At 69.9% G+C, this 11629-nt stretch carries 13 protein-coding genes; 5 read left to right on the top strand and 8 right to left on the bottom strand.

Annotation, left to right across the window (positions count from 1 at the left end):
• Positions 1–11 precede the first annotated feature (11 nt).
• The gene (locus ACWIFB_RS09060; RefSeq protein WP_344988118.1) at positions 12–1295 is read left to right on the top strand and encodes an aminodeoxychorismate synthase component I; all 1284 of its coding nucleotides are present in this window, start codon (positions 12–14) and stop codon (positions 1293–1295) included.
• Positions 1296–1333: 38 nt separating this feature from the next.
• Here ACWIFB_RS09060 and rsmI read toward each other — a convergent pair whose 3' ends face one another.
• On the bottom strand, positions 1334–2182 hold the full coding sequence (gene rsmI / locus ACWIFB_RS09055; RefSeq protein WP_454058050.1) for a 16S rRNA (cytidine(1402)-2'-O)-methyltransferase: 849 nt from the start codon (positions 2180–2182) through the stop codon (positions 1334–1336).
• A gap of 93 nt (positions 2183–2275) precedes the next feature.
• Here rsmI and ACWIFB_RS09050 point away from each other — a divergent pair, with 93 nt between their 5' ends.
• A complete protein-coding gene (locus ACWIFB_RS09050; protein ID WP_454058049.1) occupies positions 2276–3787 on the top strand; it encodes a dolichyl-phosphate-mannose--protein mannosyltransferase in 1512 nt (503 codons plus the stop codon).
• A 93-nt stretch (positions 3788–3880) separates the two neighbouring features.
• Positions 3881–4903 carry a mechanosensitive ion channel family protein gene (locus ACWIFB_RS09045; protein ID WP_452098741.1) on the top strand — a complete coding sequence of 341 codons (1023 nt, stop codon included), beginning with the start codon at positions 3881–3883 and terminating at the stop codon, positions 4901–4903.
• Positions 4904–4986: 83 nt separating this feature from the next.
• Here ACWIFB_RS09045 and ACWIFB_RS09040 read toward each other — a convergent pair whose 3' ends face one another.
• From ACWIFB_RS09040 to ACWIFB_RS09010, 7 genes are all read right to left on the bottom strand, one after another.
• Positions 4987–5385: a DoxX family protein gene (locus tag ACWIFB_RS09040; RefSeq protein WP_452098705.1), complete on the bottom strand. Its 399-nt coding sequence runs from the start codon at positions 5383–5385 to the stop codon at positions 4987–4989.
• Between the two features lie 5 nt (positions 5386–5390).
• Complete coding sequence (locus ACWIFB_RS09035) at positions 5391–6254, bottom strand: SDR family oxidoreductase (protein WP_452098704.1); 864 nt, start codon at positions 6252–6254, stop codon at positions 5391–5393.
• A gap of 164 nt (positions 6255–6418) precedes the next feature.
• Entirely contained in the window at positions 6419–7627 is a 1209-nt protein-coding gene (locus tag ACWIFB_RS09030) for an NADH:flavin oxidoreductase (RefSeq protein WP_452098703.1), read from the bottom strand.
• Between the two features lie 60 nt (positions 7628–7687).
• Entirely contained in the window at positions 7688–8008 is a 321-nt protein-coding gene (locus ACWIFB_RS09025; protein WP_452098702.1) for a DMT family transporter, read from the bottom strand.
• Positions 8005–8406, bottom strand: coding sequence for a DMT family transporter (locus tag ACWIFB_RS09020; RefSeq protein WP_452098701.1), 402 nt, complete (start codon positions 8404–8406; stop codon positions 8005–8007). Before ACWIFB_RS09020 ends, ACWIFB_RS09025 begins: the two co-directional genes overlap by 4 nt.
• Positions 8399–9310 (bottom strand): dihydrodipicolinate synthase family protein, encoded by a 912-nt coding sequence (locus ACWIFB_RS09015; RefSeq protein ID WP_452098700.1) that lies wholly within the window; start codon positions 9308–9310, stop codon positions 8399–8401. Before ACWIFB_RS09015 ends, ACWIFB_RS09020 begins: the two co-directional genes overlap by 8 nt.
• A gap of 18 nt (positions 9311–9328) precedes the next feature.
• The gene (locus ACWIFB_RS09010) at positions 9329–9481 is read right to left on the bottom strand and encodes a hypothetical protein (RefSeq protein ID WP_454058048.1); all 153 of its coding nucleotides are present in this window, start codon (positions 9479–9481) and stop codon (positions 9329–9331) included.
• Between ACWIFB_RS09010 and ACWIFB_RS09005 the strand changes: the two genes are divergently transcribed.
• Together ACWIFB_RS09005 and ACWIFB_RS09000 are read left to right on the top strand one after the other, a co-directional pair.
• Positions 9480–10226 carry a potassium channel family protein gene (locus tag ACWIFB_RS09005; RefSeq protein ID WP_454058047.1) on the top strand — a complete coding sequence of 249 codons (747 nt, stop codon included), beginning with the start codon at positions 9480–9482 and terminating at the stop codon, positions 10224–10226. The genes ACWIFB_RS09010 and ACWIFB_RS09005 overlap by 2 nt on opposite strands.
• Positions 10227–10287: 61 nt before the next feature.
• Entirely contained in the window at positions 10288–11523 is a 1236-nt protein-coding gene (locus tag ACWIFB_RS09000) for an IS1096 element passenger TnpR family protein (RefSeq protein WP_454058046.1), read from the top strand.
• Positions 11524–11629: the final 106 nt, after the last annotated feature.

Raw genomic sequence — 11629 nt, 5'->3', positions numbered from 1 at the left:
ACGTTTATACCGTGCATACCTGGGCGGAAGTGCCGCCGGACCCGCTCCGCGTCCTCGACGCCTGCGCTCGCCGAGCCACCCACGAGGGGCTGCCGCAACCGGCCGCGCTGCTCGGGGACTGGCTGGGCGCCGCCGCGGTGATCGCCCCGTCCGTCGAGCTGCTGCCCGTGGCATCGGAGCACGCCTTCGGTGACGGCAGCGCCAGCGCCGACGGAGACGGCCTCGTCGTCGTCGACCCTTCGCACTCCCCCGCACCCGCCGCGGAATCCCGCTACACGCTGGGCTTCCGTTCGTTCCCCGACGTTCCGATCGGCGCCCGCCGCCTCCTGCCCGAGGCGGTGTCCGGCCGCGCCGACGGCCTGCTCGTCCTCGGCCACGACGGGCGCTGGACCGCACGGGGTGACGTCCCCACCCCGCGCGACCTGGGGCTCGGAAGATTTGACGACGCCACCGACACAGTCACCAACACAGTCACCAACACCGATACCGCCGCGGCCCATCTGACCTGGGAGGCCCCGGACCGGCGGTCGCATCAGGCCGCGGTCCGGGAGTGCCTCGAGGCCATCCGGGCCGGCGAGATCTATCAGGCCTGCCTGTCCACCCGACTCGACGGCCGGCTGCACGGCGAGCCGCTCGTGCTGTTCAGTCGGCTGTGGCGGAAGACCCGGGCGCGGCGCGCGGCGTTCATGACCGGGCCGTGGGGCTCGGTGGTCTCGCTGTCGCCGGAGACGTATCTGACGCGAAGCGGCCGCGAGGTGCGCTCCTGCCCCATCAAGGGCACCCTGCCGCGCGCGGCCGATCCCGCACTGCTTCGCGGGTCGGTCAAGGACGTGGCCGAGAACATCATGATCGTCGACCTGGTCCGCCACGACCTGGGCCGGACCGCCGAACTCGGCTCGGTGACGGTGCCCGAGCTGCTGGCAGTCCACGAGGCGCCCGGCGTGTGGCACCTCGTCTCGACCGTCGCGGCCCGGACCGGCGTTCCGCACGACGAACTGGTCGAGACCACGTTCCCGCCCGCTTCCGTCACCGGCACGCCCAAGCTGCGGGCGCGTGGGCTCATCGCCGGGTGGGAGCCGCGGGCGCGCGGGCTACACTGCGGGGCGATCGGGATCGCCGGGCCCGACGAGCTCGACCTGTCGGTGGCCATCCGGACGCTGGAGATCGCGCCGGACGGACGATGTGAGTTCGGGGTGGGCGGCGGGATCACGATCGACTCCGACCCGGACGCCGAATGGGACGAATGCGTGCACAAGGCGGCGTTCACGTGGGGCGGTGGGCCGGCGCCCTGGTGACGCGGCTCGCTGATGGGGCCCACAACGCGAGTGGGTGACTAATCAGACTCCGCGCGGGCGTCGAGCACCGCCTGGTACAGGTCCCGCTTGGTCAGCGACGACCCCTCCGCCACCGCCGCGCAGGCGTCCTTGAGGCGCTCACCGGCCGCGACGCGCTCCTCCACGATCTCGACCAGATCGTCGAGCGAGGCCTCGGTATCCGCCGCGTCTGCGCCCTCGAGCACCACGACGATCTCACCCAGCACCCCGTCGGCGGTGCGTTCGGCCAGCTCCGCGAGCGTTCCGCGCAGCACCTCCTCGTAGGTCTTGGTGAGCTCCCGGCACACCGCGGCACGGCGATCCGGCCCGAGCACCTCGGCGGCCTCGGCGAGGGTGTCGGCCAGACGGTGCGGCGACTCGAAGAACACGCAGGTGCGCTCCTCCGCGGCCAGGCGGGCCAGCCACGTGCGACGCCGCCCGGCGCGGCGCGGCGGGAACCCGTCGAAGCAGAAGCGATCCACGGGCAGACCGCTGAGCACGAGCGCGGTGGTCACGGCCGACGGCCCCGGCAGACACGTCACCGGCAGACCATCCTCGATACAGGCCACCACCAGCGAATATCCCGGGTCGGAGACCGCGGGCATGCCGGCGTCGGTCACGACCGCCACCACGTCACCCGCCCGGACCCGATCCAGCAGCTGCGGCACCCGGCCGGCCTCGTTGTGCTCGTAGAAACTCATCACCCGGCCGCCGATGGTGACCTCCAGCGCCGCGGCCAGTGATCGCAGGCGTCGGGTGTCCTCCGCGGCCACCACGTCGGCGGTCTCGAGCAGCTGGCGGAGTCGGCCCGAGGCGTCGCCCGGGTTCCCGATGGGGGTGGCCGCCAATACGACCCGTCCGGACGTCATGTCGTCCACCTTATCCCCGTCGTCCCGCGAGCCACCCCTTGCTGCCGCCGGGCGTCCCCCGTGCGCGACACGGCCCCCAACTATGCTCGCCCTGTGACCTCGACCCTCGGCGTGCGCTCTCCCGGCCGCCCGCTCCCCGCTCCGGACACCGGGCCTGTCGAGACCACCCGCGACCTCATCGCCACCGGCGTCATCCTCGTGCTGGCGTTCGTGACGCGCTTCTGGGGCCTGGGTTCCGTCACCGACCGCGGCACCCCGGTCTTCGACGAGAAGCACTACGCGCCGCAGTCGTTCAACATCGCCCAGCTGGGCATCGAGGAGAACCCCGCCTACGGGTTGGTCGTGCACCCGCCGGTGGCCAAGCAGATCGAGTCGATCGGCGGGATGCTGTTCGGTTACACGCCGATGGGCTGGCGGTTCACCGCCGCGATCTGCGGCGTGCTCGTGGTGTTGCTGGTCATGCGCATCACCCGGCGGCTGACCCGTTCCACCCAGCTGGGGCTCGTCGCCGGTCTGTTGCTCTGCCTGGACGGCGTCTCGTTCGTCACGTCCCGCATCGGGATGCTGGACATCTACCAGGTGCTGTTCGTCACCGCGGCCGCCGGCGCACTGCTGGTGGATCGCGACCAGATGCGGGCCCGCATGCACCGTGCCGCCGTCGAGGGCCGCCTGCACCTGTCCGACCTCGGACCGCGGCTCGGGTTCAGGTGGTGGCGCTTCACGGCCGGCGTCATGCTCGGCCTGTCCCTCGGCGTCAAGTGGTCTGGCCTGTACTTCATCGCCTTCTTCGGTCTGATGACCGTGGCATGGGACTGGGCGCTGCGCAGCCGCTACGGGATCCGTCGGCCCTTCGCCGGGGCGCTGCTCCGGGACGCGCCACCGGCTTTCCTCACCCTGGTGATCTGGCCGACGATCCTCCACTTCTTCACCTGGCTGCCGTGGTTCGCCGGCGAGAACACGGTGTACCGCCACGCGGTGGGCGCCAAAACCGAGGACAGCTGGCTCCCCGATGTCATCCAGTCCTGGATCTACTACCAGTCCTCGGTGCTGGACTTCCACTCGTCGCTGACCACCTCGGCCGGGAACCGACACCCGTGGGAGTCCAAGCCGTGGACGTGGCCGATGAGCCTGCGACCGATGCTCTACTACGTCGAGCAGGGCGAGGACGTGGCCGGATGCGGCGAGGCCTCCTGCGTACGGGCGATCATGCTGCTGGGCACGCCCGCTATCTGGTGGCTCGCGATCCCGGTACTGGCCTGGGCGTTCTGGCGTGCGGTGATCTGCCGCGACGGGCGCTACGTGTTCCCGCTGGTCGGATACGCCGCCGGATACCTGCCGTGGTTCTTCCAGCACGACCGGCAGATGTACTTCTTCTACGCCGCGGTGATGGTGCCGTTCTTCGTCATGATGGTCTCGCTCGTGCTCGGCGAGATCTCCGGCAGATCCTCGGATCCCCCACGCAGGCGGATCATCGGGCGGACGATCGTCTGCCTGTATCTCGCGTTGGTGATCGTGAACTTCATCTTCATGCTGCCGATCCTCTCCGGCACGCCCATCACGCAGGCCGAATGGAACATGCAGCTCTGGTTGCCGTCCTGGCGGTGACCCCCCGCGACCCCTGGCGCACCTGACATGACCAGTGAGGGTCAGTAGCGTCGTGTCGTGAACGAGCTACCCATTCCCTTCCCCGATCTCGGGATGTCCGACACGACGCAGGAATGGCTGGTGGAGAAGCCGGTCATGATCGTCGTGTACATACTTCTGGCGTTGGTGGTGCGTTGGCTCCTGCACAGGGCCATCGACCGCGTCACCAGGCCCACGGCTGACGGCACCAGCCCGAGCCTGTGGCCGCGTCGCCGCAGGAAGGCCGACGCCGGGACCACCGTCGACATCGACGAGCACGACGACGAGCAACGCGGGGTCAGCGCCGACGAGAGCGGTGGACTGACCGCCGAGAGTCTCAAGAAGGCACACCGCAAGCCCGCCGAGCAGGCGATGTCCGACCGCAAGCGGGCGGAGCGGCGAGCCCAGCGCATGGCCACGATCGGGTCGGTGCTCAAGTCGCTGGTGTCCTTCGTCGTCCTCGTCTGGGTGGTCCTGCAGACGCTGGCGATAGTAGGGGTGAACGTGGCACCGTTCATCGCCTCGGCCGGGATCGTGGGCGTGGCGCTCGGCTTCGGCGCGCAGGCGTTGGTGCGTGACTTCCTCTCGGGGATCTTCATGCTCTTCGAGGACCAGTACGGCGTGGGCGACTGGGTCGACCTGGGCGAGGCCGAGGGCACGGTCGAGAACGTGGGTCTGCGGATCACCTCGCTGCGCGACCTGCACGGAACCCTGTGGTACTGCCGTAACGGCGACATCCTGCGCGTGGGCAACTACAGCCAGGACTTCGGTGTGGCGTTCCTCGAGATCCCGGTCTCCTACGGCGCGGACATCGACCGCGCCTGCAATATCGCCATCGAGACCGCCAAGAGTGCGGCGCTCGAGGAGCCGATCAAGTCCAACCTCATCTCCGGGCCCGAGCTGGCCGGCGTCAACGAACTCGGTGCGGACTCGTGGTCGCTACGGATGACGGCGGTGACCCACGCCAACATGCAGTGGGCGACCGAGCGCGAACTGCGGCGCCGCATCCGCAACGCCTTCGTCGACGCAGGTATCGACGCCCCCTACTCCCATGGCCTGCCGGTGACGCCGATGAAGGCGATCTCCTCGGCCGAATGACGGCCTGAGCACCGGCGACACCAGCGCGGGCGCGGCGACCCTGATCGGGTCCGCCGCGCCCTCGCTGCTGTGCGCCCGTGCGGTCAGCCGCCCAGTGCCCTGTCGACACTGAATCTGCCGGCCCCGACGGCGGCGATGAGCAGGGCCCCGACTCCGAGCGCGACGACCAGCTCCCAGCCGTTCTGGGTGACGAACGGGCCGTTGGTGGCGTGCACGAAGTAGAACGCGCCGGCCATGTCCGCGCCGAGCAGGATCCCGGCCAGCGGGGTGAGGATCCCGGCGATGAGTGCGATACCGGCGGCCAGTTCGACGCCGGCCACGATCGCGGCGGTGACGTCCGGTTGGGGCACGCCGAAGGAGGCGAACTGCTCCCCCACGCGGGACAGTCCGAGGGTGAAGAACTTCTGCCACCCGTGCGCCACGAAGATCACCCCGAGCCCGACGCGGGCGAGGAGGATCGCGGCGTCGGTGAGTGTCTCCATCCCCCTCACGGGAGGACGCCCTGCGCCGCCTTGTTGATCTTCCGGGCGATGAGCTTCATCGCCAGCTTGTAGGCCGGCGGCGCGAACTTCTGGGCCACGAAGGCCAGCCGGATGTCGGGCGAGGTGTAGACGATGTAGCGCCCCTTGCGCACGCCCTCGATCATCGATCCGGCCGCCTGGTCCGGGGTGACGGCGTGACGCTGGAACTGCGCCGCGGTCTTGGCCACCTCGGGGTTCGAACGGTCCACGCCGGCGATCTCGATGCTGCCCACCAGCGGCGTGTCGACGGCACCCGGGCAGACCAGGTGCACACCGATGTCGTATGGCGCCAGATCAAAGCGCAGCACCTCGGCGATCCCGCGGATGCCGAACTTGGCGGCGCTGTAGGCGGCGTGCCACGGCAGTCCCAGGAGGCCCGCGGCCGACGACACCATGACCACCGCGCCGGGTTTGCGGGCGGCCATCATCGCGGGAATGAACGCCTCGATCACGTGGATCGTGCCCATCAGGTTGACCTCGACCATGGACCGCCACACGCGGTGTTCGAGCAGGTCCGGGCGGCCCCAGGCCGAGTTCCCGGCCACGTGGAAGATCGCGTCAGGCGCGCCGTTCGCGGCGACGACCCGCTCGCCGAACGCGGCCACGGCCTCGTGATCGGTGAGGTCGATCGTCTCGGAGGCCAGCACGGAGACCCCCTTGTCACGGCACTCCTGCGTGACCCCGGCGAGCCCGTCGGCGTTGACATCGGTCAGCACCAGCCGCGCGCCTTCGTCGGCCAGGCGGATCGCGGCCGAACGTCCGATCCCGCTGGCCGCGCCCGTCACCACACAGATCGTGCCCCGGTAGTCCTTGATCCGCCGCCTCGACATGTGCTCCCCTGTCCGGGCCCGGGTCGACTGGTCGGGCCGCTGGTGTCCCACCGTAGCGGCCCGCCGCACCCCGCGAGGGTAGGTCGCGCGGCGCGGATCTCTGCTCGCTGCACGCGGTCGGCGGCGCTGATCCGCGGTCCGACCGCAGCCTGTATCGGCCCTGGCTACCGCGCCGGGACCGGCGGGACGTACTCGCGCAGGACGCAGCGGCTGCCGCTGTAGATGGTGGCCATGCAGCGGTTGCAGTGCACGCACAGCGACCGGCGACGCTCGTCCGCCTTGAGCTTGTTCGGCAGGTCCGGCTCGCGCAGCAGCCCGCGGCCCATGGCCACGAACTCGAAGCCGGCACCCATGGCCTTGTCGATGGAGGGCCGATCGACGATCCCGCCGAGCAGCATCATCGGCAGGTCGACGGCCTCACGGATCTGCCGGGCGTCGTCGAACATGTACGCGTCGGTGTACGGGTACTCCTTGAACATCCTCGGCCCGACGACCTTCATGCCCATCTTGATCACGGGCGGCTGGGTCGCCGCGAACTCCTCCAGCGGCGCATCCCCCTTGAACAGGTAGATGGGGTTGAGCAGCGAGCTGCCCACGGTCATCACCAGCGCGTCGGCGGAGCCGTCCTGCTCGATCCACCTGGCCACCTGTACGGCCTCGTCGATCCAGAACCCGCCGGGCACGCCGTCGTCCATGTTGAGCTTGATGGTCACGGCGATCGTGTCGCCCACGGCGTCGCGGACGGCCCGGCCGATGCGGCGCGCGAACCGGGCGCGGTTCTCGAGCGAGCCGCCGTAGGCGTCCTTGCGCCTGTTCAGCTTGGGGCTGAGGAACTCGCTGACGAGGTAGTTGTGCCCGAAGTGGACCTCGATGGCGTCGAATCCGGCCTCGCGGGCACCGCGGGCGGCCCGGACGTGGTCGGCGATGATCCGGTCGATGTCGGCCTCGGTGCACGCCTTGGTCAGGGACATCCCGGTGGGCGCGGGGATGCGCGACGGCCCCATCGCGGGCATTCCGTTGGAGGCGGAGTTGGCCACGGCGCCGGCGTGACCGACCTGCGCGGAGACCGCGGCGCCCTCGGCGTGCACGGCGTCGGTGAGCCTGCGCAGCATCCCGCCGTCGTCCATGCCCCAGTGGTACTGGTGCCGGTCGGTCCGCCCCTCCGGTGAGGTCGCGAGGTAGGCGACCGTGGTCATCCCGACGCCGCCACGCGCATACTCGGCGTGGAACTCGATGAGCTCGTCGGTCACACGACCGTTCGGACACCGGCCCTCGAAGGTCGCGGCCTTGACGATGCGGTTACGCAGCATCACGTTGCCGATCTTGCCGGGACTGAAGACGTCGGGTGCAGGGGTTCCGGGCGCGAGAAGCATGCGGGAACTATAACCTGTTCCAGTCGGTCTCGCGGGGGCTTGGCCAGCCTGTTTTCCGGGTCAGGCCCCCGATCCCAGTTCCACCAGCACCACGCCGGCACCGATCATCGCGATCCCGGCGCCCATCAGCGGACTGAGCGGTTCGCGGAACAGGAACCGACTCGCCACCGCGGCCAGCGCCACGCCGGCGGCCGTCCAGATGCCGTACGCCACGCCCAGTGGCATCCCGGCGGCGAGCGTCAGGGACAGCAGGGCGAACGCGGCCAGGTAGCCGGGCGCCACCGCGAGGTACCACCGACGGTCGTCGACCGCCTTGCGGAGGGAGAGGGTCGCCGCGAGTTCGAGGACGATGGCGACGACGAGATACGCCCACCCGGTCACACGGGCACCCCTTCTGTGGCGCGGGCCCGCTGGGCCCCGAGTTCGACGCACAGGACCCCGGCGATGATGACCGCGATGCCCGCGCCCATCAGCGGGGTCAGCGGCTCGGCGAAGATCAACGCGGACAGCGCCGCGGTGAGCACGACCCCCGCGGCGCCCCAGATCCCGTACGCCACGCCGAGCGGCATCCTGGCCCGCAGGGTCAGTGCCAGGAACACGAACGCTCCCGCGTAGCCCAGCACCACCACGAGGTAGAGCACCGGAGAGGTCAGGGCGCCCTTGAGCGAGAGCGAACCCGCCACCTCCAGCCCGATGGCCGCCATGAGGAATCCCCACCGGCGGGCCGTGCCCGCGCCCTGGCCCGCTTCACCGGGTACTCGGCCGCCGGGCTCAGTCACGGGGGCCGATGGTCTGCAGCGCGGACCGGACGGCCTCACGCTCGTCCCCGCTCAGCGGCAGCACCGGATGGTGAAGTCCCTCGTGGCGTACGAGGCCGGTCTCGGCGGCGATCGCGGACACCGTGCGGTAGCTGCCGAACCTGTCGAACAGGTCCCAGACGGGGTCCAGCTCCGCGGAGAGCCCGGTCGCCAGCTCCTCGTCGCCGTCCTGCGCGGCGCGGGTGATCGCCAGGCAGGTCCGGGGGAACACCCCGGCCAGCACGCTGTACCAGGTGTCGCATCCGACGAGTAGTCCGCAGGCGCCGGCACGGTCGCCGCTGATCCCCAGGGACACATACCGCGACACGGCATCACGGAGATCGGTCACGTGCCCGAGGGCCCTGCCGAGGTCCGCCGCCACGGGCGGGATCTTGACCGAGACCACCCGGGGCAGCGCGGCGACCTCGGTGAGCACTTCGCGGGTGAAGGTGTAACCCGTGGTGGCCGGGTTGTCGTAGACCACCACGGGCAGGTCGGTCTCCGAGGTCACCGTCTTGAACAGCGTCATGACCTCGGCCGGGCGCAGCGGTTGGTAGCCCAGCGGTGGCACGAGGATGCCGGCCGCGCCCGCGTCTTCCGCATCGGCCACGTGCCCGAGGATCTCCCGGGTCGTCAGGGCCCCCACGCCGACGATCACCGGCGTGGATCCGGCCGCACGCACGGCCGTCCGCGCGAGCGCGCGACGGTCACCGCGCTGCAGGTAGGCGAACCCACCCGTCGAGCCCAGAGCTCCGATCGAATCGACCCCCGCCGCCACCAGTCGCGCGACCAGGCGGGCGTACGCGCCGAGGTCGGGCACACCCCCGCTGTCCGGGCCCGCGCCGGTGAACGGGGTCAAGGGAAATGCACTCAGTCCGCTGAACACGTCGACCACTATGCCCCTCTACGCGCCCGGAGAGAAAGCAAGGCCCGCCTCGCCCGATTCGCCGCCCACGCGTTCGCCACCGATGCGCTCGATGTCGTCGTCATCGTCGTCGCCCTTCGTCCCGTCGAAGGCGTGGGCGTGGGCGTGGGCGAAGACTAACGTCGAGGCCATGAACGACTCCGCGTCGCCGATCCAGCGGGCGCAGCACTTCGAGCACTTCACGACGTGGCCGGTCTTCCTGGCCTCGATCCTGTTCTTCGCGGCGACGGTGGCGCTGGTCTCCGGATCGGTCCACGCCCGGGACCTGGTCAACGCGACACGGCTCGCGGCGATCGCCTGCTACGTGCTGATCCTCATCGACTTCCTCATCCGGGCGGTGCTCGCCCGCAAGGACCCCCGTGCGTTCTTCCATCGCTACCGGTTCGAGATGGTGTGCCTGATCCTGCCGCTCCTGCGGCCGTTCGTGATCCTCATCTATCTGTGGCGGCTCCCGGCCTTCCGGCGGTCCGGCACCACCCTCCGGGCCAGGTTGCTGGTCACCACCTTCCTGTTCATGCTCCTGTTCGTCTACTTCGCCGCCTCGGCCGTCTGGCTGTTCGAGCGCGGGGCGGACGGGGCCAACATCGTCAATCTCGACGACGCGATCTGGTGGGGATTCACCACGCTGACGACCGTCGGCTACGGCGAGTACTACCCGGTCACCTTCCCCGGGCGCGCTCTCGCCGTGGGGCTGATGCTGGCCGGGATAGCGATCGTCGGTACGACCACGGCCCTGGTGGTCTCGGTGCTCGGCGAGCAACTCGCGCTCCGCAAGGACGCTCTCATCCACCCGGGCGCGACAGTTAGCCATCACGACCCCGACGGGCCATCCGAGCCCAGCGGTCCAAGCGAACCAAGCGGGCCGACGACGCAGTGACGCGAGCAGCGGGCACAGCAGATCACGGCGAGCTCCCCAGCAAGCCGACATACTCGAACTCATGGCACGTACCTGGCTTTCGATCACGGTGGAACTCCTAGGCGGCCGAGGCGACGATCTGTGGCCACCACCCGGCCGGGCTTTCGCCGTCGGCCCGTCGCACACGTTCATGGATTTCGCTGACGCCATCAACACCGCGTTCGCTCGATGGGATCCCGCGCATCTCTCCGAGTTCACGCTCTCAGACGGGACAACCGTCGCCAATCTTGAGAGCAGTCTGGACTTCGTGTCGTCCGGCTTCGGCCCGGTCCAGCGCCTCGAGGACATCGAACGGACGAAGGTCGCCAAGACCGTGGAGCTCGGGGATGAGTTCCGGTTCGTCTTCGATCTCGGGGACAACTGGGTGCACCGCTGCGAGGTACACCCGGTCAAGATCGACCCGGTCGAGACCCTGGGGATCCGGCCCAGTACTCCCCTGCCCTACTGGGGATGGGGAGACATACCCGACCAATACGGGCGCCGTTGGAGCGACGACGACGGCGAGTCCCAGCCGGGCCCCCGCCCCGACCAGCCTGAGCCCATGCTGGATCCTCGATGGCCCGCGGCCCCGACTATCTCCAGTGGCGATCTCCAGGAGGTACGACGGGCCCTGTCGGCCCGGGGTGGTGATGCCCTCCTGTCGGCGATCGCAGGGCGTCAGGTCGACGACGCGCTGCAACAGATAGCCGTCGGGGCTGCGCTCCTGTTGGAGTCCGGCGACGCGAGGAGGGAGGCCCTCGTACTCTCGTTCGTCAACAGGCTGAATGCCCGCGGCCTCCCGGGGGACAAGGTGTTGGGTGAGGAGCTCCTCGCGCGGTTGCGGGGCGACACGCCGCCCGGGCGGCAGACCCCCGTCGATATCGACATGCTCGCCACGATGCTCGGCGATTCCGAGCACCTGACCGGCGCCTACGTCGACCTCGAGACCGGGTCGGTGATCCCCGTCGGGAATGGGCTCGTCGACGCCGACGACCCCGTTGACGTGGAGACCGATCCGGATCGATTTCTCTGGCTGGACCGGTACGAGGCCGACGACCGCTGGAACGACAGGATGGCCTTCGCCGCGCAGGAGCGAGACCGTGATCTACGCAGACGGCTCGAGACGGCGTTGGACGGGAAAGGGGCGTTCCAGGCATTCCGGAGCGCGATCGACGAGGCCGACCTGGTGGAGCGATGGCTCGTGTTCTCGGCGGATGCCGAACAGGGACGCGCCCGTGAGCGTCTCGCGGAACACGACATCCGTCCCGCACTGCCGTGAGTCGGCATCTGCGGGGGGTGTCCCTATGGTGATTGTCAAGGGTTTTGGTGACGGAATGCGAGGGTTCTATGCTGCGGCGGCGACTTTGGTCGGTGCTGGTGGTTCT

This window comes from Dietzia sp. NPDC055340 (assembly GCF_053645335.1).
The sequence above is the reverse complement of the archived record's forward strand: the minus strand, read 5'-3'. Positions and strand labels throughout refer to the sequence as shown.

Bases quoted from the DNA above. Each gene is read 5' to 3' on its own strand.
- ACWIFB_RS09010 (WP_454058048.1), bottom strand. From the start codon at position 9,481: ATGGCCTCGACGTTAGTCTTCGCCCACGCCCACGCCCACGCCTTCGAC.
- ACWIFB_RS09000 (WP_454058046.1), top strand. From the start codon at position 10,288: ATGGCACGTACCTGGCTTTCGATCACGGTGGAACTCCTAGGCGGCCGA.
- ACWIFB_RS09005 (WP_454058047.1), top strand. From the start codon at position 9,480: ATGAACGACTCCGCGTCGCCGATCCAGCGGGCGCAGCACTTCGAGCAC.
- ACWIFB_RS09040 (WP_452098705.1), bottom strand. From the start codon at position 5,385: ATGGAGACACTCACCGACGCCGCGATCCTCCTCGCCCGCGTCGGGCTC.
- ACWIFB_RS09035 (WP_452098704.1), bottom strand. From the start codon at position 6,254: ATGTCGAGGCGGCGGATCAAGGACTACCGGGGCACGATCTGTGTGGTG.
- ACWIFB_RS09030 (WP_452098703.1), bottom strand. From the start codon at position 7,627: ATGCTTCTCGCGCCCGGAACCCCTGCACCCGACGTCTTCAGTCCCGGC.
- rsmI (WP_454058050.1), bottom strand. From the start codon at position 2,182: ATGACGTCCGGACGGGTCGTATTGGCGGCCACCCCCATCGGGAACCCG.
- ACWIFB_RS09045 (WP_452098741.1), top strand. From the start codon at position 3,881: ATGTCCGACACGACGCAGGAATGGCTGGTGGAGAAGCCGGTCATGATC.